At 73.4% G+C, this 18,557-nt stretch carries 16 protein-coding genes and 1 riboswitch; of the genes, 9 read left to right on the plus strand and 7 right to left on the minus strand.

Annotation, left to right across the window (positions count from 1 at the left end; genetic code table 11):
- The first annotated feature begins 5 nt into the window (after positions 1-5).
- Positions 6-482: a universal stress protein gene (locus DQ239_RS00720; protein WP_113832351.1), complete on the plus strand. Its 477-nt coding sequence runs from the start codon at positions 6-8 to the stop codon at positions 480-482.
- 64 nt (positions 483-546) lie between these two features.
- Here DQ239_RS00720 and DQ239_RS00725 read toward each other — a convergent pair whose 3' ends face one another.
- The gene (locus tag DQ239_RS00725) at positions 547-1,197 is read right to left on the minus strand and encodes a TetR/AcrR family transcriptional regulator (protein ID WP_113832352.1); all 651 of its coding nucleotides are present in this window, start codon (positions 1,195-1,197) and stop codon (positions 547-549) included.
- Positions 1,198-1,342: 145 nt separating this feature from the next.
- On the opposite strand from DQ239_RS00725, the gene DQ239_RS00730 reads away from it, so the two are divergent.
- The 4 genes from DQ239_RS00730 (at position 1,343) to DQ239_RS20225 (ending at position 5,509) form a co-directional block, all read left to right on the plus strand.
- Positions 1,343-2,824 (plus strand): NAD(P)/FAD-dependent oxidoreductase, encoded by a 1,482-nt coding sequence (locus DQ239_RS00730; RefSeq protein WP_113832353.1) that lies wholly within the window; start codon positions 1,343-1,345, stop codon positions 2,822-2,824.
- Positions 2,824-3,666, plus strand: a complete 843-nt coding sequence (locus DQ239_RS00735; RefSeq protein ID WP_113832354.1) for an SDR family NAD(P)-dependent oxidoreductase — start codon at positions 2,824-2,826, stop codon at positions 3,664-3,666. The genes DQ239_RS00730 and DQ239_RS00735 overlap by 1 nt, the downstream gene beginning before the upstream one ends.
- A gap of 42 nt (positions 3,667-3,708) precedes the next feature.
- Positions 3,709-4,359: a 50S ribosomal protein L11 methyltransferase gene (locus tag DQ239_RS00740; protein WP_113832355.1), complete on the plus strand. Its 651-nt coding sequence runs from the start codon at positions 3,709-3,711 to the stop codon at positions 4,357-4,359.
- A 124-nt stretch (positions 4,360-4,483) separates the two neighbouring features.
- A riboswitch (cyclic di-AMP (ydaO/yuaA leader) is annotated at positions 4,484-4,634 on the plus strand.
- Between the two features lie 77 nt (positions 4,635-4,711).
- On the plus strand, positions 4,712-5,509 hold the full coding sequence (locus tag DQ239_RS20225; RefSeq protein WP_158544749.1) for a transglycosylase SLT domain-containing protein: 798 nt from the start codon (positions 4,712-4,714) through the stop codon (positions 5,507-5,509).
- 116 nt (positions 5,510-5,625) lie between these two features.
- Here DQ239_RS20225 and DQ239_RS00750 read toward each other — a convergent pair whose 3' ends face one another.
- Positions 5,626-6,834 (minus strand): glycoside hydrolase family 3 N-terminal domain-containing protein, encoded by a 1,209-nt coding sequence (locus DQ239_RS00750; protein ID WP_113832356.1) that lies wholly within the window; start codon positions 6,832-6,834, stop codon positions 5,626-5,628.
- 142 nt (positions 6,835-6,976) lie between these two features.
- Between DQ239_RS00750 and DQ239_RS00755 the strand changes: the two genes are divergently transcribed.
- On the plus strand, positions 6,977-7,372 hold the full coding sequence (locus DQ239_RS00755) for a hypothetical protein (RefSeq protein ID WP_113832357.1): 396 nt from the start codon (positions 6,977-6,979) through the stop codon (positions 7,370-7,372).
- A 10-nt stretch (positions 7,373-7,382) separates the two neighbouring features.
- On the opposite strand, the gene DQ239_RS00760 is transcribed toward DQ239_RS00755, so the two are convergent.
- The 3 genes from DQ239_RS00760 to DQ239_RS00770 all read right to left on the minus strand — a co-directional run bounded on the left by DQ239_RS00760 (position 7,383) and on the right by DQ239_RS00770 (position 11,301).
- Complete coding sequence (locus DQ239_RS00760) at positions 7,383-8,111, minus strand: GAF and ANTAR domain-containing protein (protein ID WP_113832358.1); 729 nt, start codon at positions 8,109-8,111, stop codon at positions 7,383-7,385.
- 185 nt (positions 8,112-8,296) lie between these two features.
- Entirely contained in the window at positions 8,297-9,709 is a 1,413-nt protein-coding gene (pntB, locus tag DQ239_RS00765) for a Re/Si-specific NAD(P)(+) transhydrogenase subunit beta (RefSeq protein WP_113832359.1), read from the minus strand.
- Positions 9,706-11,301, minus strand: a complete 1,596-nt coding sequence (locus tag DQ239_RS00770) for a Re/Si-specific NAD(P)(+) transhydrogenase subunit alpha (protein WP_113832360.1) — start codon at positions 11,299-11,301, stop codon at positions 9,706-9,708. The genes pntB and DQ239_RS00770 overlap by 4 nt, the downstream gene beginning before the upstream one ends.
- A 309-nt stretch (positions 11,302-11,610) precedes the next feature.
- Here DQ239_RS00770 and DQ239_RS00775 point away from each other — a divergent pair, with 309 nt between their 5' ends.
- Together DQ239_RS00775 and DQ239_RS00780 are read left to right on the plus strand one after the other, a co-directional pair.
- Positions 11,611-13,680, plus strand: a complete 2,070-nt coding sequence (locus tag DQ239_RS00775) for an EAL domain-containing protein (protein ID WP_233488600.1) — start codon at positions 11,611-11,613, stop codon at positions 13,678-13,680.
- Positions 13,677-14,510, plus strand: a complete 834-nt coding sequence (locus tag DQ239_RS00780) for an HDOD domain-containing protein (RefSeq protein WP_113832361.1) — start codon at positions 13,677-13,679, stop codon at positions 14,508-14,510. Before DQ239_RS00775 ends, DQ239_RS00780 begins: the two co-directional genes overlap by 4 nt.
- A gap of 107 nt (positions 14,511-14,617) precedes the next feature.
- On the opposite strand, the gene DQ239_RS00785 is transcribed toward DQ239_RS00780, so the two are convergent.
- Both DQ239_RS00785 and DQ239_RS00790 read right to left on the minus strand, forming a co-directional pair.
- Positions 14,618-15,766 carry an acyl-CoA dehydrogenase family protein gene (locus DQ239_RS00785; RefSeq protein WP_113832362.1) on the minus strand — a complete coding sequence of 383 codons (1,149 nt, stop codon included), beginning with the start codon at positions 15,764-15,766 and terminating at the stop codon, positions 14,618-14,620.
- A gap of 7 nt (positions 15,767-15,773) precedes the next feature.
- On the minus strand, positions 15,774-16,949 hold the full coding sequence (locus tag DQ239_RS00790; RefSeq protein ID WP_113832363.1) for an acyl-CoA dehydrogenase family protein: 1,176 nt from the start codon (positions 16,947-16,949) through the stop codon (positions 15,774-15,776).
- A 114-nt stretch (positions 16,950-17,063) separates the two neighbouring features.
- Between DQ239_RS00790 and DQ239_RS00795 the strand changes: the two genes are divergently transcribed.
- Entirely contained in the window at positions 17,064-18,554 is a 1,491-nt protein-coding gene (locus DQ239_RS00795) for a mannitol dehydrogenase family protein (RefSeq protein WP_113832364.1), read from the plus strand.
- The last annotated feature ends 3 nt before the right edge of the window (positions 18,555-18,557 follow it).

The following is an 18,557-nucleotide window of genomic DNA, read 5'->3' on the forward strand; positions in this document are numbered from 1 at the left end:
CAGCCGTGGACGAGGTCGCCGAGACGGTCCAGCTCGACGGTGGTGTGGTCGTCGCGCACGACGGCTCGAGGAGCGCGCAGGAGGCGCTGAAGTGGGCCGGGCGGCTCACCGCCCGCGCCGGTCTCCGGCTGCACGTCGTCCGGGCGTGGTCGATGACGACCGCTCCGCAGCCCGCGACCTGGGCGCCCGGGTACGTGCCGCCGCTGGCCGACTACGAGAAGGCCGTCCGGGAGGAGCTGGAGGCGCACGTCGAGGTCGCGCAGCTCGGCGCGGACTGCCAGGTCACCTGCCACGTCGTGCACCGCCCGCCGGCGCAGGCCCTCATGCAGGCGGCCGAGAACGCCAGCCTGCTCGTCATGGGACCGCGGGGGCGCGGCGGCTTCAGCGGCCTGCTCCTGGGCTCGGTGTCGGACAAGCTGGTGCACCACGCCCCCTGCCCGGTGACGGTGGTCCGCACGGGGGCGACCGGCAAGGAGATCTAGGCCGACGAGGGGACCGTGGTCCAGGTCGGCTGACCCGGCGCGGCAGCGGCGGGGGTGTCCCGGATCAGCCCGGCTCGTCGCCGTACACGGCGGTCAGCCAGACCCGCAGGAGCACCGGGACGACGTCCGCGCCGTCCACCGCCGGCCCGTCGCCGCTCAGCGAGGCGTAGATCACCCGCTCGTTCATCGAGGTCAGGGCGATGGCCAGGTCGCGCGCCGCCGGTCCCGCCGGCGCCGCTCCGCGGGCCCGCTCGGCCTCGATGGCCGCGGTGCAGCGCTGCACCCAGCGCTCGACGACCTCGCCCCAGAGCGTCCGCACGGCCTCGCTCGACGTGCGGGCCTCCGCCCACGCGACGGTGAGCGCGCGGTGGCGGCGGAACGTGTCGTGGTAGGCGCCCAGCACCCGCTGCCAGGCCTCCCGGGGTCCCTCGGCCGACCTGGCGAAGGCGGCGTCCATCGCGGCGTCGGCCTCGGCGACCACCCGGTCGAGCAGGGTGAGCAGGACGGCGTCCTTGGACGGGAAGTAGAAGTAGAAGGTCGGCCGGGAGATGCCCGCTCCGCGGGCCAGGTCGTCGACCGAAATCGCGCCGAGGGACCGCTCCTCGAGCAGCCGCTCCGCGGTGGCCAGGATGGCCAGCTCCCGGTCGTCCCCGGTGGGGCGCGCCGGACGACGGCCGCGGCCGGGCGCGATCGGGGGAGCGCTGCCGTCGGACATGTCCGCAGGGTACCGGCGCGGACCCGTAACTCGACACCCTGTTGACTCGTTCGACACGACGTCGATACCGTCGTCGCCGCAGCGCGTCTCGCGGCGATGCCGAACCCCCGCCCGGCTCCGGCCGGCCCGTTCCTGGAGTGTGGACATGAGTCCGGAGCACGTGGACGTCCTGGTCGTCGGCGCAGGGCTGTCCGGCATCGGTGCCGCCTGCCACCTGCAGGCCGAGTGCCCCGACAAGACCTACGCGGTGCTCGAGTCGCGCGGAGCCATCGGTGGCACGTGGGACCTGTTCCGCTACCCGGGCATCCGCTCGGACTCCGACATGTTCACCCTGGGCTACGCCTTCCGGCCGTGGACCGGCGCGAAGGCGATCGCCGACGGGCAGGCGATCCGCGAGTACATCGTCGACACCGCCCGCGAGTACGGCGTCGAGGAGAAGATCCGCTTCCACCACGAGGTGCTCTCCGCCGACTGGTCGAGCGCGGATTCGCGCTGGACGGTGACGGCGCGGCGCACCGACACGGGGGAGACGGTGCAGCTGACCTGCTCGTGGCTCTCGGTGTGCTCCGGCTACTACCGCTACGACGAGGGCTTCCGGCCGGAGTTCCCCGGCGAGCAGCGCTTCACCGGCGAGATCGTCCACCCGCAGCACTGGCCCGCGGACTTCGACGCCACCGGCAAGCGCATCGTCGTCATCGGCAGCGGCGCCACCGCGGTCACGCTCGTGCCCAACCTGGCCGACGCCGCCGAGCACGTCACGATGCTGCAGCGGACGCCGAGCTACATCATGTCGCTGCCCGGCAAGGACCCCCTCGCCGAGCTGCTGCGCAGCAAGCTCCCGCCGAAGGTCGCCTATCCGATCGTGCGGTGGAAGAACGTGCTCACCACGACCGCGCTGTTCCAGGCCAGCCGGCGCTGGCCGAACGGGGTCCGGAAGCTCATCCGCCGGCTCACGGAGAAGCAGCTGCCGGCCGGTGTCGACGTCGACACGCACTTCAACCCGCCCTACGACCCGTGGGACCAGCGGCTGTGCCTCGTCCCCGACGGCGACCTGTTCCGCACCCTGCGCAGCGGCAAGGCGTCGATGGTGACCGACCGGATCGCCACCTTCACCGAGACCGGCATCGAGCTGGAGTCCGGCGCCCACCTCGACGCCGACGTGATCGTCAGCGCGACCGGCCTGAACCTCCTGGCGATGGGCGGCATGACGCTGCGCGTGGACGGCGAGCCGGTCGACGTGTCCGAGACCGTCTCCTACAAGGGGATGATGCTCTCCGGCGTCCCCAACTTCTCCATGGTCATCGGCTACACGAACGCCTCCTGGACGCTCAAGGCCGACCTGGTCAGCCGCTACGTCTGCCGGCTGCTCCAGCAGATGGACCGGCGCGGCCTCGCCGTCGCCACCCCGGTCGCCCCGCCCGAGGGTGCCGACCTGCCCTTCCTCGACCTCGCCGCGGGCTACGTGCAGCGCAGCCTCGTGCAGCTGCCCAAGCAGGGCAGCCGCACGCCGTGGCGGCTGCACCAGAACTACCTCCGCGACGTGCGGCTGATGCGCCGGGGCCCGCTGGAGGACGAGGGCATCACGTTCAGCGCCGCTCCCGCCCGGACCGAGCAGGCGGCCGCCTGATGGACGCCTACGCGTTCGCCGGCGGCACCGCCGTCGTCACCGGCGCGGCCAGCGGGATCGGGGAGGCCCTCGCCGTGCAGCTCGCCGAGCGCGGCAGCTCCTTGGCGCTCGTGGACCGGGACGCCGACCGGCTGGCTGCCGTCGCCGACCGCATCCGGGCAGCTCACCCTCGACTGGAGGTCGAGACCTACGTCGTCGACCTCGCCGACGAGGCGGCCACCGACGCCCTGGGCGCGACGCTGGCCGGCGCCCACCCGGGGACGACGCTGCTGGTGAACAACGCCGGCGTCGCGCTCGGCGGCCGGTTCGACCAGGTCACCCTCGAGGAGTTCGACTGGGTGCTGGCGATCAACTTCCGGGCGGTCGTGCGGCTCACCGCGGCGCTGCTCCCGGTGCTCAAGGCCAACCCCGGCTCCCACCTGGTCAACGTCTCCAGCGTCTTCGGCATCTTCGCCCCGCCCGGGCAGGCCGCCTACGCCGCCAGCAAGTTCGCCGTCCGCGGGTTCAGCGAGTCGCTGCGCCACGAGCTGGCCGACGACGGGGTCGGGGTGACCGTCGTGCACCCCGGTGGAATCCGCACGCGGATCGCCGAGAGCGCCCGCCTGGGCTCGGGCGTGGACCCCGACGAGGTCGCCGCGGGCCGCGAGCAGATGGGCAAGCTGCTGCGCATCCCGCCGGAGAAGGCGGCGGCGCAGATCGTCGCCGCGATCGAGGCCCGCCGGCCGCGGCTGCTCATCGGGCTGAGCGCCCGGCTGCCCGACCTGCTCGTGCGGCTGCGGCCCGGCACCTACTGGCGGCTCATCGCCCGGGGCGTCGCCGCTCGCGGTGGCGCCGCGAGGTAGCCCCACCGCACGGTGCCGCACCGACCGGGCGAGACTGGCGGGGTGCCCGTCCCCGCCGCCTTCATCCGCGCCCACACCCGGCCCGCCCGGCCCTCGCTGGTGCCCGAGGTGCAGCTGCTGGTCGCCGACGACGTCGTCGCCCTGTGGGAGGCGATGGAGGTCGAGCAGGGCCGCACGGAGCAGGACCCGCCGTTCTGGGCGGCCGCCTGGCCCGGTGGTCAGGCGCTGGCCCGGTACGTGCTCGATACCCCCGGCCTGGTCGCGGGCCGCACCGTCCTCGACCTGGGGGCCGGCAGCGGGCTGGTCGCCGTCGCGGCGGTCCTGGCCGGTGCCACGCGGGTGGTGGCCAGCGAGATCGACCCGTTCGGGCTGGCCGCCATCCCGGAGAACGCGGCGCTCAACGGCGTGACTGGGATCGAGCCGGTGGGCGACCTGCTGGGGGAGCGGCCCCCCGCCGTGGACGTCGTCCTCGCCGGTGACGTCTGCTACGACCGGACCATGACCGAGCGGGTGCTGCCGTTCCTCGACGCGGCGCGGGCGGCCGGCGCCGAGGTGCTCATCGGCGACCCGGGCCGGCCGTACCTGCCGCACGACCGCCTGGAGGCGGCGGCCGTCCACGACGTCGTCGACACCGAGGACGCGCCGGGCCGGCCGCCGCGCGTGCGGCGCACGACCGTCTGGCGGCTGCCCTGACGATCGTCCCGGAACACCACGCGACATGTGTCACGTGGATTATTGTCGGTGAAGGTTTGTCACGGACGGATAACGGCGGCTACGTTGGGTCGGTCCGGTCGGCGGCCCCTCACCGAGGGTGCCGAGCCGGGCGCCGCCGAATCGCCCACGGGCGAGCCGGGGACCCACCGCACAACTGGGGTGAATCCTGACCCCGGACCTCCAGTCCGGGGCGGGTAGGGCTGCTTCCCGCCCGAATCCGTCAGCTAACTCGGTAGGCGGCTCACGGAAGAACTGGACAGCCGCAGATTCGTACCGCCCCTGGGAGGGCGGTCGCTCTGCTGCGCCCTGACATTCGGAGCAGAACTTCTTCATGAACCTCCGCACGACGATGCACGCACGCCTTCGCAACCGTCCGCCCCTGGGCGCCCGCCGGTCCGCAGCCCTCCTGGGCGTGGCCACCGCCGGCGCCCTCGTGGTCGGCGTCCTCTCGGGCGGGGAGCCCGAGGCGCAGGCCGTCGCGCAGACCGAGTCGATGAGCGTCGCCCAGCAGCTCGGCATCTCCGCCGAGCCGACGGACGCCCTCGACGCCGAGGACGTCGCACCGCTCGAGCAGCTGGCCGCCAGCCGCAGCGCGCGGGACGCCGACCAGGTCAACGCCGCCCTCACCCAGCTGGCCGCCGAGCAGGCGGAGCGGGACCGCATCGCCGCGGAGGAGGCCGCCCGCCGCGCCGCCGAGGAGGCTGCCCGGCGTGCCGCCGAGGAGGCCGCCCGCGCCGCCGAGGCCGCCCGTGCCGCCGAGGCCGCGCGTGCCGCCGAGGCCGCGCGGTCGACGCAGGCTCCGGCCCGGTCCTCCGGTGGCACCGCCGCCGCGGCGCCGTCGGGCTCCTTCCAGAGCTACGCGCTGCAGAAGCTCGGCGGCGACAGCTCGCAGTTCTCCTGCCTCGAGAAGCTCTGGGGCAAGGAGAGCGGCTGGAACCCCAACGCGCAGAACCCCAGCAGCACCGCCTACGGCATCCCGCAGTTCCTCAACAGCACGTGGGCCAGCACCGGGATCGCCAAGACGTCGAACGGCTACCGCCAGATCGACGCCGGCCTGATCTACATCGAGAACCGCTTCGGTTCGCCCTGCGGCGCCTGGGCGCACTCGCAGGCCACGGGCTGGTACTAGAAGGACCTCCCTGCCCCCCACACCTCGCAGGCTCGGCGTGGGACCCTGCAGGGAGGCCATGAGGCATCCGGAGGCCCATCCCGCTGGTGCGGGGTGGGCCTCCGGTGCGTCGCGCGTCAGTCGAGCAGACCGGCCCGCGCCTTGGCCAGCAGCGCGGTCCGGACGGCGTCGTCCACCGCCGCGGCGAACGCCGCGTCCGCGGCGTCGCGGGCGACGACCGCGTCCAGCATCGCCGGGAAGGTGGCCGGGTCGACGGTGAGCACCAGGGTGCCGCCCGCGCCCAGGAACCGCACCGCCCGCTCGCCCACCGGCACGTCCGCCACCGCGGTGGCGGCACCCAGGTCGTCGGAGATCACCGGCCCGGTGAACCCGAGCTCACCGCGGAGCACGTCGCGGGCGACGACGGGGGAGAAGGCCGCCCGGTTCGCCGGGTCGATGCGGGCGTAGGTCGCCGACGACAGCATGACCATCGGGTCCGCCGCCGCCGTGCCCGCGAGGGTGCCGGCAAAGGCGGCCACGGAGTCGTCCCCGGCCGCGGTCTCCGCGTCGACGACGTCCGGGGTGTCGTCGGTGTTGCCGCGCACCCTGCCCAGGCCCGGGAAGTGCTTGAGCGTCGAGGTGACCCCCGCGCCGGCGAGCCCGTCGACGATCGCGGTCGCGGCCGGGACCACCTCCGCCGCCGTCGCCCCGTACTGCCGGTCGAAGGAGCCGATCGGGCCGTTCGCGCTCTCCGTCCCGGCCGGGACGACGTCGACCACGGGGGCGAGGTTCAGGTTCACCCCGGCGCCGGCCAGCTGGTCGCCCAGCGTGCCGGCCAGCGCGGTGAGCTCATCGGCGGGCAGGTCGCCCTGCTCGGTGGCCGGGGGCAGCCGGTCGAACCCGGGGCCCTGGAGGCTCTGCACGCTGCCGCCCTCCTGGTCGACGGCGATCCACAGCTCCGGGCCGGTGCTGCGCTCCTGCCACCCCGCGGTCAGGCGAGCCAGCTCGTCGGCCGACGCGCGCGGCCGGCCGGCGAGGAACGTGCCGCCCACGCCCTGACCGGCGAGCTCGGCGCCGCGGTCGGGCTGGTCCGCCGGGACGCCGACGACGAACAGCTGCGCGATCCGGGCGCGCCGGTCCAGCCCGTCGAGCGCGGTGGTCACCTGCTGCTCCAGGTCGCCCTCGGGGGCGGGCGCCGGGTCGGGTGACGGTGAGGTCGAGGTCGAGGACGAGGACGGGGAAGACGACGAGCCGGCGGACCGGGCGGCACCCTCGCTCCCGCACCCGGCCAGCCCGCAGACGGCGGCCAGCAGGACCGCAGCGACACGGGGGGTGGTCGGGCGCATGGCTGTCCTCCGTCGGTTCGCGCGGGGGGCGGCGGGCGCACCAGGCACCGCCGTCGGTCAGTCTGCCCCGCACCGGCCTGGCGTATTCGGCACGGTCGGAGGCCGGTTCGCCCCGCCGGCGTCCGCGGCATAGCGTCGGGTCATGAGCGAGCAGCAGCCCGCAGCCGACCGGCAGGTGCCGCCGGGGAGCGCCGTCGGGCGGTCGATCGAGGAGTTCGTGCAGCAGCTCCGGGGCTTCACCGACCGGGCGCGCTCGGCCGCCGGATCGGTGCAGTCCCGGCTGCCCCTGCCGGCACTACCCAGCCCGCCCGGGGCCATGTCGGCCGCCCAGCTGCGCGCCGTGTCCGACATGGTGGCGGCGCAGCGGGCGTCGATCGCCGGCATGCGCGCCCAGCTCGACGCGTTCGACCAGCAGCTCGTGGTCTTCGAGCGCATCCTCGAGCCGCTGGTGGAGTGGAGCGGCACGTGGGCGCGGCTGGAGGAGGCCGTCGGCGACCTCGTGCGCCGGGACGGCGGCACCGAGCCGCCGCCCGCCTGACCGGGCGCGGTCAGTCCGGCCGGAACTCGCCGGTGGTCACGAACCGCAGCGCCACGTCCCGCACCTTGGTGTTGGTCTCCATGGACACGCGGGTCAGGGCCTGGAAGGCGGCGTCGGGCGTCAGCCGGAAGCGCTCCATGAGGATGCCCTTGGCCTGGTCGATCACCGCGCGGGAGTCCAGCGCCGACCGGAGGTGCTCGGCCCGTTCGACGGCCGCCTCGTACAGGTACATGTTCGAGACCGGGACGACGGCGTAGGCGGTGAGCCGGGCGAGCAGGTCACGGGTCCGCTGGTCGACGGCGGTGTGCGCGCGGGCGTAGACGTTCAGCGCACCGGAGACCTTCTCCTGCCCCGGCAGCGGGTGGGAGAGCATGCTGTCGCACCCCGCCCGGGCCGCGAGCGCGGAGAACTCCGGCCACTGCTCGTCCACCCGGGTGTCCGGGATCTCCGAGAGCCGCCCGGTCGTGGCCGCGCTCAGGCAGGGGCCCGCTCCGAGGCGGTACTGCTCCTGGTCCAGCTCGAGGGCCAGGGCGCCGCTGCTGGCCACGGTCCTGGGCCGGCCGCCGCGCACGATGGTCACCGAGGCGATGGGCCGGCCGGGGAGCACCCGCCCGGTCAGCTCGGTGACGGTGCGGACGACCGATTCCAGGGAGTGCTCGGCGAAGCTGATGCGGCCGAGCTCGGCGAAGGCCGACTGGACGGCGGCGTCGTCCCGCCGGTCGTCGTCCGTGGATGTCACGTCGTGCTCCGGGTCAGGTCTCACCGGCGGGGTGTGCCGGTGGGATCGGCAGGGCTCCCGGTCTCCCGGGGTGCCCGGTGGAGGGATACCTCCAGGCGCCGGTTGTCTGACGCCCCCGGATCATAACCGCGACGGGGGCACGGCCGGTACGGAGTCCGGCCGTGCCCCCATCGCAGTTGCGGGCGTCAGAGCGCCCGCAGGATGTCCTCGACCCGCTCGCGCGCGTCCCCGAACAGCATCCGGCTGTTGTCGCGGAAGAACAGCGGGTTCTGGACGCCGGCGTAGCCGGTGTTCATCGACCGCTTGAACACCACGACCCGCTCGGCCTCCCACACCCGCAGCACCGGCATGCCGGCGATCGGGCTGGAGGGGTCCTCGGAGGCAGCCGGGTTCACCGTGTCGTTGGCCCCGATGACCAGGACGACGGAGGTGTCGGCCAGGTCGTCGTTGATCTCGTCCATCTCGAGGACGACGTCGTAGGGCACCTTGGCCTCGGCGAGCAGCACGTTCATGTGCCCCGGCAGGCGCCCGGCCACCGGGTGGATGCCGAACCGCACCTCGACGCCGCGGTCGGTCAGCTTGCGGGTCAGGTCGGCGACCGCGCCCTGCGCCTGCGCCACCGCCATGCCGTACCCCGGGGTGATGACGACCGACTTGGCGTCGCGCAGCAGCTCGGCGGCGTCCTCCGCGCTGATCTCGGTGTGCTCGCCGTAGTCGACGTCGGAGGACCCGGCGCTGCCCTCGTTGCCGAAGCCGCCGGCGATCACCGAGAGGAACGACCGGTTCATGGCCTTGCACATGATGTAGGAGAGGTAGGCACCCGAGGAGCCGACCAGGGCGCCGGTGATGATCAGCAGGTCGTTGCCGAGCAGGAAGCCCGAGGCCGCCGCCGCCCAGCCGGAGTAGCTGTTGAGCATCGAGACGACGACCGGCATGTCGCCGCCGCCGATCGAGGCCACCAGGTGCCAGCCCAGGGCCAGCGCCAGCACGGTGAGGACGGCGAGCACCGGCAGGCTGGGCTCGATCACGAAGACGACGGTGAGGACGGCGAACGCGGCCAGCGCCCCGAGGTTCAGCCAGTTCTTGCCCGGCAGCACCAGCGGGTTGCTCTTGATGCGGGCCGACAGCTTGAGGAAGGCCACGATCGACCCGGTGAAGGTGACCGCGCCGATGAAGACGCCGATCGCCACCTCGGCCGAGTGGATGCCCAGCAGATCGGAGGAGACCTCGGTCTGGTTCTCCAGGTCCGCCTCGACCGACAGGTAGCCGTTCCAGCCCACGAGCACCGCCGCCAGGCCGACGAAGCTGTGCAGGATCGCGATGAGCTCGGGCATGCCGGTCATCTCGACCCTGGCCGCCCGCCACAGGCCGATGGCGGCGCCGATGATCACGGCGAGGGCCATCAGGGCGGCGCCGGTGCCGGACAGGTCGTGGTCGACCGCCAGGCCGATGGTGGCGGCCAGCGCGATGACCATGCCGGCGATCCCGTAGGCGTTGCCGGTCTTGGCCGTCTCGTGCTTGGAGAGGCCGGCGAGGCTGAGGATGAACAACAGCGCGGCGACGATGTAGGCCGCGGACGCGGCGGTGGTGGCGCTCATCGTGCTGCACTCCCGGTGCTCGGGCGGACGGCAGTGCTCGGGCCGCGGGTGAACATGCCGAGCATGCGGCGGGTGACGGCGAAGCCACCGAAGACGTTGATGCTGGCCACGAGGATCGCCACGAAGGCCAGCGCCGTCACCAGCGCGTCGTCGTGCCCGATCTGGAGCAGGGCGCCGACGACGATGATCCCGGAGATCGCGTTGGTGACACTCATCAGCGGGGTGTGCAGCGCGTGGTGCACTCCGCTGATGACGTAGAAGCCGACGACGACGGCGAGGGCGAAGACCGTGAGGTGCTGGACCAGCTCGCTCGGCGAGAAGCCGGCGAGGAGGAACAGCAGCGCGGCGCCCAGCCCGACCAGCGCGAGGCGGCGGCCCGGCTTGGGTGGCTCCGGTGGGGGAGCGGGCTCCTTGGCCGCCGGCGCGGCGGCGGCAGGAGCCGTCGCGGCCGAGACCTGGACCGGCGGGGGCGGCCAGGTCTTCGCCCCGTCGTGCACCACGGTCATCGACCGCTGGACGACGTCGTCCATGTCGAGGACGAGCTCGCCGTCCTTGCCCGGGGTCAGCAGCTTGAGCAGGTTGACCAGGTTGGTGCCGTAGAGTTGCGAGGCCTGCGCGGGCAGCCGGGCGGGCAGGTCGGTGTAGCCGATGATGGAGACGCCGTTGGGCGTCACCACGACCTCGTCGGGCACCGAGCCCGCGACGTTCCCGCCCTGGGCGGCGGCCATGTCGACGATGACCGAGCCCGAGCGCATCGAGGCGACCATCTCCTCGGTGATCAGCCGCGGCGCGGGCCGGCCGGGGATCAGCGCGGTGGTGATGATGATGTCGACGTCCCGGGCCTGCTCGGCGTACATCTCGGCGGCCCGGCGGTTGAAGTCCTCGCCCATCTCGCGGGCGTAGCCGTCGGAGCTGACCTCCTGCTCGCCGGCCGGCACCGCGACGTACTCGCCACCGAGGGAGCGGACCTGCTCGGCGACCTCGGGCCGCACGTCGGTCGCGCGGACGATCGCGCCGAGGCTGCTGGCCGCGCCGATGGCGGCCAGGCCGGCCACGCCGGCGCCGGCCACGAGCACCTTGGCCGGCGGGACCTTGCCCGCCGCGGTCACCTGGCCGGTGAAGAAGCGACCGAAGACGTGGGCGGCCTCGACGACGGCGCGGTAGCCGGCGATGTTGGCCATCGAGCTGAGCACGTCCAGCGACTGCGCCCGGGAGATGCGCGGCACCGCGTCCATCGCGAGCACGGTGATCGGGCGGGCGGCGAGCGCCTCGACCAGCTCGGGGTTGAACGCCGGGCTGATCAGGCCGATCAGGGTGGCGCCGTCGCGCAGCCGGCCGATCTCCTCGACCGAGGGGGCGTTGACCCGCAGCACGACGTCGGCCTGCCACGCCTCGTCGGCGGTGCCGATGCGCGCACCTGCCCCGGTGTAGGCCTCGTCGGGGAAACTGCTGGGCCCGCCGGCCCCGGTCTCCACGACGACGTCGTAGCCCAGGGCGACCAACTGCCCCACCGTGGTCGGCGTCGCGGCCACCCTCGTCTCGCGGGGGCGGGTCTCGCGCGGCACTCCGATGTGCAACGTGGCTCCGATCATCGGGGACCGGCTTCTCGGCCGGTCACCAGCTGTGGGGTCGAACGGGTGCTCCGTGATCCGAGGGGGATCATGCCTGGGCAACGACGCGGCGCCCGCCCGGGGCCCGCCGATGTGACCACTGCCACGTCCGGTGGGGTGAACCCGCGCCGGCCCCCACGACGCCGCCCGTGCGGCGGTACGCCGCGGGCGCGACAGACCCCCCGATGGGGGGAACCGGCACCGTTCGGCTCAAAGAGGGTGCTCCCGCCCGCCGAAGTAGGCGGTGGCGCACCACGTCGGTGCGCCGTACCGCTGCACCGAGGGAGGACCGTGACCGCCGTGATCGCGTCGGACGACCACGTCCCGCCGGAGATCGTCTCCTCCGTCTTCTACAGCGCCTCGGTGAGCGACTCGATGGCGCTTCTGGTGGCGGAGACGTCCGGGCGCACGCAGCGGGTCACCTGGGCCAACGAGGGTGCGGTGCAGCTGCTGGGCTACGGCCTGGCGGACCTGTCCGCGATGCCCGTCGAGCAGCTGTTCCCGACCCTCGGCGGCGGCGAGCTCAAGCTCATGCTGCGACGGGAGCGCTCCGCGCAGCGCACGCTGCAGGTGCGCACCGCCAGCGGCGCCCTCGTCGAGGTCGGCGTCCTCACCACGCCGTCCCCCGGAGGGCACCGGTGGACGGTCCTGCTGCGGGCCACGGCCAACGAGCACGAACGCGCCCTGCGCGCGACCGCCGACGCGCACGAGCGGCGGTTCTCCGCCCTCACCGAGCGCTCACCGGTGCCCACGCTACTGTCCGAGCAGGGCATGCGGCTGGCGCACGTCAACGACGCCTTCTGCGCCCTGGTCGGCCGCGGCGCCGAGCAGATGCTGGGCACCGGCTGGATCGACACGATCCACCCCGACGACCTGGACGCCGTCATCGAGCACGTCTCCGCCGCCCTCGAGGGCGGCGAGGTCGAGGTGCAGGCGCGCCTGATCCGCAACGACGGCGTGGTCCGCACGACGATCGTCCGCTTCGCCCACCTCTTCACCCCCGGCGTCGGCGCCGGCTTCGTCGGCACCATCGAGGACATCACCGAGCGGCTGGCCTTCGAGGCGCAGCTGGCTCACCAGGCCAACCACGACCCGCTGACCGGTCTGCCGAACCGCACGCTGCTGGCCCGGTACGTGGCCGAGCGGTTCCGCCCGGGCAGCGGTGGGCTGGCCTGCCTGTTCCTGGACCTGGACAACTTCAAGGTCGTCAACGACTCGCTCGGCCACACCTCCGGTGACGAGCTGCTCGTCGAGGTGGCCGACCGGCTCCGCGCGACGGTGCGCCCGGCCGACCTGGTCGCCCGCTTCGGCGGCGACGAGTTCGTGGTCGTGTGCGAGCAGGTGGGGGAGGACGACGCCGTCGCCCTGGCCGAGCGCATCACCGAGGCGCTGTCCCGGCCGCTGCGCCTGGGCGGGGTCGACGTCCGCCCGCACGCCAGCGTCGGCGTCACCGTGCAGACCAGCGAGCACGTCGCCCCCGAGGAGCTCATCCGGGACTGCGACATCGCCATGTACCAGGCCAAGGCCGGGGGCAAGGGGCGGATCACGGTCCTCGACCAGGAGGCCCGGGCGCAGGCGCGGGACAAGCTGCGCCTGGTCACCGAGCTGCGCGACGCCATCGACAACCGGGACCTCGAGCTGCTCTACCAGCCGATCTTCGACACGGTGACCCGCACGCCGGTCGCCGTCGAGTCGCTGGCCCGGTGGGAGCACCCGCAGCGCGGGGCGATCAGCCCGACGGTCTTCGTGCCGCTGGCCGAGGAGAGCGGCCTCATCGGCGGCCTGGGCATGTTCGTGCTCGACGAGACCTGCCGCCAGCTGGCCGAGTGGGACCGGCTGGCCGGCTCCTCCGCGCCGCCCCGGGCCAACGTGAACGTCTCCGCGCTGCAGCTGGACGGCAACCTGCCCGACCGGGTGCGCGACGCCCTGGAGCGCCACCGCCTGTCGCCCGCCCGCATCTCGATCGAGATCACCGAGTCCGCGCTGATGAAGGACCCCGCGTCCGCCCAGCAGGTGCTGCACGAGCTGCGGGAGGTGGGCGTGGAGCTGGCCATCGACGACTTCGGCACCGGCTACTCCTCGCTGGCCTACCTGCGGCACCTGCCCGTGCAGTGCCTCAAGGTCGACCGGTCGTTCGTCGCCGAGCTCGCCGACGGGCACGGGGAGATCGCCTCGGCGGTCATCGCCCTGGCGCGCAACCTCAACCTGTGCACCGTCGCCGAAGGCGTCGAGAGCCCCGAGCAGGTCGAGGAGCTCAGCCGCCTCGGCGCCACCTACCTGCAGGGGTTCAGCCTCGCCGAACCCATGACCGGGGGGCACGCCGCCGCCTGGTTCGCCGTCCACGGGGGAACCGCATCATGACCGTCACACCCTTCCCCGACCTCGCACCGGCCCCGGTGTTCGACATCGAGACGATCCTCGCCGGCATCGACACGATGGCCGTGCAGAAGCCGGTCGCCGCGCAGCTGGTCTCGGTGGCCAACGCCGAGGAGACCAGCGCCAAGGAGCTGGCCCGGATCCTCGCCTCCGACGTGGCGCTGGCCGGCCGGGTGATGAAGCTGGCCAACTCCGCCTACTTCGGCATGCGCGGGCGGGTGACCTCGCTGCAGTTCGCGGTCACCGTCGTCGGCTTCACCACGGTGCGCACCATGGCGACGGTCGCGCTGACCGAACTGGACGACGAGTCGCGGCTGCCGGAGAACTTCTGGGACCTCACCACGCACCTGGCGCTCGCCGCCTCCTCACTGGCGCCCCGCTTCGGCGAGCGCCCGCAGGACGCGCTGTGCCTCGGGCTGCTCGCCCAGCTGGGAGCCGCGCTGCTGTTCCACGACGACCCCGAGGGCTACGCGGCGATCGAGGCCGCCGAGCCGACGTTCGCGGGCCGCCGCGCCGCGGAGACCCGCCGGTACGGCATCAACAGCCTCCGGCTGACCGCGGTCGCGCTGGAGCAGTGGGGCTTCCCGGCCCCGATGGTCGTGCCGCTCAAGCACGTGGACGACTACCGGGCTCCGGAGGGCGCCCTGCTGCGCAGCAGCTTCGAGATCGCGGCGCGGCTGACCACCGAGGGCTACGAGCGGGTGCCGATCGTGCGGGTCAGCTGCGGTCAGCTCCGCGAGGACGACGTGGTGCCGGTGCTCGACGTCGTCCGGTCCGACGCCGCCGAGCTGCGCCGCGCCATGCTCGGCGACTAACGGACGAGAGCCCCGCCCCCTGAAGAGGGGGCGGGGCTCTGTCGTGTTCGGCCCCGTCCAGAGGCTCACCCCGAGCTTGCGAGGGGTGAGGAGGACGGGGTCCTTATTCAGGCGTACGGGGCGCCGATCGGGTCCACCGTGGGGTAGCTGCCGACCTTCGCCGCCAGCCGGTCGGCGGCGAAGTCGCCGTCGCCCAGCAGGTGGTCGATCGCGGTCAGCCGGCTGGTGTAGTGGCCGACCTTGTACTCGGCGGTCACACCGATGCCACCGTGCAGCTGGATGGCGTCCTTGCCGATGTGCCGGCCGGTGCGGCTGGTGGTCAGCCGGGCCCGGTCGGCGGCGGTGACGACGTCACCGTCGGAGAGCTGAACCACCGACGCCCACAGCGCGATGCTGCGGGCCAGCTCCAGCGACACGTACATGTCCGCGGCGCGGAAGTTCAGCGCCTGGAACTTGTTGAGCGTCACCCCGAACTGCTTGCGGGTCTTGAGGTACTCGACGGTGGTGCGCAGCGCGGTGTCCATCGCGCCCACGGACTCGTGGGCGTAGGCGATGCGAGCCACGGCCTGCGCCCGCTCGATGGCCTGCGTCTGGTCGCCGCCGGTGCCCAGCTGGGTGGCCGGGGTGCCGTCGAACCGGACGTTGGCCGACCGCGTGCCGTCGTGGTTGCGGTAACCGGTGCGGGTCAGGCCGGTCGCGTCGCCCTGGACGACGAACAGACCGGTGCCGCCGCCGGGGAGCGCGGCCGAGACGACGAGGACGTCGGCGCGGGCGCCGTGCGGCACCGGCTCCTTGACGCCGGAGAGCGTCCAGCTGCCGCCGGTCTCGGTGGCCGTGACCGCCGAGGCGGTCGGGGTCCACCGGGCGCCGATCTCGGCATGCGCGAACGTCGGCAGCGAGGTGCCGCCGGCGATCGCCTCGAGGAGCTCGCCCTTCTGCGCGTCGGTGCCGACGGCGTCGATCAGGCCACCGGCGAGGACGACGGCCTCGACGAACGGCTCGGGTGCCAGCACCCGCCCGATCTCCTCGGCGACGATCGCCACCTCGACCGGGCCGGCGCCCATGCCGCCGTGCTCCTCGGCGAAGGGCAGACCGAGCAGGCCCATGTCGGCCAGCTGCGCCCAGACCTTCTCGTCGAAGCCCGGGTCGGTCGTGGTGACCTTGCGGCGGTTCTCGCTGTCGCTGTACGCGCGGGCCAGCAGCGAGGCGACCGCCTCGCGCAGGTCGTTCTGCTCGCTGTCGTAGGTGAAGTCCATGGCTATCTCACAACCCCAGGATCGTGCCGCTGATGATGACGCGCTGCACCTCGTTGGAGCCTCCGTAGATGGAGACCTTCCGGTAGTTCAGGTACTCGGGGGCCGAGACCCGCGCCCAGTCGGGCACGTCGGAGCCCTCCTCGGCGAAGGAGGCCACCGACAGCGGGCCGGCGATGTCGACGATCAGCTCGGTGACCTCCTGCTGGAGCACCGAGCCCTTGAGCTTGAGCACCGAGGAGGCCGGGTGCGGCTTGCCGTCGGCGGAGTTGGCGACGACGCGCAGCGCGGTCAGCTCCAGCGCGACGAGCTCGTTCTCGATCTCGGCGATGCGCGAGGCGTAGCGCGGGTCCTCCAGCAGCGGACGGCCGTTGTAGGTCGTCTCGCGGGCGAGCTCCTTGGCCAGGGCCAGCATGCCCTTGGTGCCGCCGACGCGGGCGATGCCGACGCGCTCGTTGCCGAGCAGGAACTTGGCCTGGTCCCAGCCCTTGTTGACCTCGCCGATGAGGTTCTCCGACGGGACGCGGACGTCCTCGAAGAAGACCTCGTTGACCTCGAAGCCGCCGTCGAGCAGCTCGATCGGGCGGAGCGTGACGCCCGGGGTGTCCATCGGGAAGACCAGCATCGAGATGCCGCGCTGCTTCTTCTCCGCCGTCGGGTCCGTGCGCGCCAGGCAGAAGATCCAGTCGGCGTGCTGGCCCATGGTGGTCCAGGTCTTCTGGCCGTTGACGACCCACTCGTCGCCGTCCTGGACGGCGACGGTGCGCAGCCCCGCGAGGTCGGAGCCGGCGTCGGGCTCGGAGAAGCCCTGGCACCACCAGATGTCGAGGTTGGCCGTCTTGGCGAGGAAGCGGTCCTTCTGCTCCTGGTTGCCGAACTGCGCCAGCACCGGGCCGATCATGCTGGTGTTGAAGGCCAGCGGCTCGGGCACGTGGGCCAGCTGCATCTCCTCGCGCCAGATGTGGCGCTGCAGGGGCGTCCAGTCCCGGCCGCCGTACTCGACCGGCCAGTGCGGCACGGCCAGACCGGCGGCGTTGAGGATCCGCTGGGTGGTGACGAAGTCCTCCTTCGTCGGGTGGTGACGGGCCGCGCCCTTGTCCCGGATCTCCTTCGGCACCTGGGTGGTGAAGAAGGTCCGCATCTCCTCCCGGAACGCCTGCATCTCCGGGGACAGCTGCAACTGCATCGGTCCTCATTCCTGACCGCAGCCGCGCTGCGGTCTCGACGTGTACGTGCGACGATCCCACATCTCCGAACCGGATTCGGTTCACCCCTCCCGTCAGCCGCCGTACAGAAGGGCATGCCCGCCCCGGTGCCCGCACTCTCCACCCGCACGCTGCCCCGGCTCCACGCCTCGGTCGCCCGGCCCGCGTACGACCGGGCGCAGGTGCGCGCCGGCATCGTGCACCTCGGCGTCGGCGGTTTCCACCGCTCCCACCAGGCCGTGTACCTCGACGACCTCATGCAGGCGGGGCGGGCGCTGGACTGGGGCGTCTGCGGCGTCGGCGTCCTGCCCGCTGACCGGCGGATGGCCGAGGTGATGGCGGCGCAGGACTGCCTGTACACGCTCGTGGTCACCCATCCCGACGGCACGCAGGACGCCCGGGTGATCGGCTCGATCGTCGAGTACCTGCTCGCCCCCGACGACCCGGAGGCCGTGGTGGAGCGGATGACCGACCCGGCCATCCGCATCGTCTCGCTCACCGTCACCGAGGGCGGCTACAACGTCGACGCCGTCACCGGGGCCTTCGACGCCGGCAACGCGGCGGTGCGGGCGGACCTCGCGCCCGGCGCCGTCCCGGCCACCAGCTTCGGGCTGGTCACCGAGGCGCTGGTCCGCCGGCGGGCCCGCGGCACCGCTCCGTTCACCGTCCTGTCCTGCGACAACATCCCCGGCAACGGCGACGTCGCCCGGCGGAGCTTCGCCGCCTTCGCCGCACTCCGCGACCCCGAGCTGGGGGAGTGGGTGGCGCGCGAGGTCGCGTTCCCGAACTCGATGGTCGACCGGATCACCCCCGCCACCACCGACGTCCACCGGGCCGAGCTCGCCCGGCGGACCGGCGTGGAGGACGGGTGGCCGGTGGTGTGCGAGCCGTGGACGCAGTGGGTGCTGGAGGACCGGTTCGGCTCCGGGCGCCCGCCCCTGGAGGACGTCGGCGTGCAGGTGGTCGGCGACGTCGAGCCCTACGAGCTGATGAAGCTGCGGCTGCTCAACGGCAGCCACCAGGCGATGGGCTACCTGGGCACGCTGGCCGGCTGCACCTTCATGCACGACGTGTGCCAGGACCCGCTGTTCCGCAGCTTCCTGCGCGCCTACATGGACCGGGAGGCGACGCCGACGCTGCCGCCGGTGCCCGGCATCGACCTCGGCGCCTACAAGGACGACCTGATCCGCCGGTTCGGCAACCCGAGCATGCGCGACACCCTCGCCCGGCTCTGCGCGGAGAGCTCCGACCGGATCCCGAAGTTCCTGCTGCCGGTGCTGCGCGCGAACCTCGCCTCGGGCGGCGACATCCGCTGCTCGGTGGCCGTCCTGGCCGGCTGGGCCCGGTACGCCGAGGGGACGGGGGAGGACGGCGCGCCGATCGAGGTCGTCGACCCGCTGCGCGACCGGCTGATGGCCGCCGCCCGCCGGCAGGCCGAGGACCCGCTGGCGTTCGTCTCCGACCGCGAGCTCTTCGGCGACCTGGTCGACGACGAGCGCTTCGCCGACACCTACGTGCGCACGCTGGAGCTGGTGCGCACCCGTGGCGCCCGCGCCGCGCTCGAGGAGGTGCTCCGGGCGCCCTGACGG

Origin of the sequence: Blastococcus sp. TF02-09, assembly GCF_003319105.1 — a bacterium.
Lineage (GTDB): Bacteria > Actinomycetota > Actinomycetes > Mycobacteriales > Geodermatophilaceae > Blastococcus.

Coding starts and splice junctions, on each gene's coding strand:
- DQ239_RS20225 (WP_158544749.1), top strand. CDS start 4,712: ATGAACCTCCGCACGACGATGCACGCACGCCTTCGCAACCGTCCGCCC.
- pntB (WP_113832359.1), bottom strand. CDS start 9,709: ATGAGCGCCACCACCGCCGCGTCCGCGGCCTACATCGTCGCCGCGCTG.
- DQ239_RS00750 (WP_113832356.1), bottom strand. CDS start 6,834: ATGCGCCCGACCACCCCCCGTGTCGCTGCGGTCCTGCTGGCCGCCGTC.
- DQ239_RS00795 (WP_113832364.1), top strand. CDS start 17,064: ATGCCCGCCCCGGTGCCCGCACTCTCCACCCGCACGCTGCCCCGGCTC.
- DQ239_RS00780 (WP_113832361.1), top strand. CDS start 13,677: ATGACCGTCACACCCTTCCCCGACCTCGCACCGGCCCCGGTGTTCGAC.
- DQ239_RS00725 (WP_113832352.1), bottom strand. CDS start 1,197: ATGTCCGACGGCAGCGCTCCCCCGATCGCGCCCGGCCGCGGCCGTCGT.
- DQ239_RS00785 (WP_113832362.1), bottom strand. CDS start 15,766: ATGGACTTCACCTACGACAGCGAGCAGAACGACCTGCGCGAGGCGGTC.
- DQ239_RS00730 (WP_113832353.1), top strand. CDS start 1,343: ATGAGTCCGGAGCACGTGGACGTCCTGGTCGTCGGCGCAGGGCTGTCC.
- DQ239_RS00770 (WP_113832360.1), bottom strand. CDS start 11,301: ATGATCGGAGCCACGTTGCACATCGGAGTGCCGCGCGAGACCCGCCCC.
- DQ239_RS00735 (WP_113832354.1), top strand. CDS start 2,824: ATGGACGCCTACGCGTTCGCCGGCGGCACCGCCGTCGTCACCGGCGCG.
- DQ239_RS00790 (WP_113832363.1), bottom strand. CDS start 16,949: ATGCAGTTGCAGCTGTCCCCGGAGATGCAGGCGTTCCGGGAGGAGATG.
- DQ239_RS00755 (WP_113832357.1), top strand. CDS start 6,977: ATGAGCGAGCAGCAGCCCGCAGCCGACCGGCAGGTGCCGCCGGGGAGC.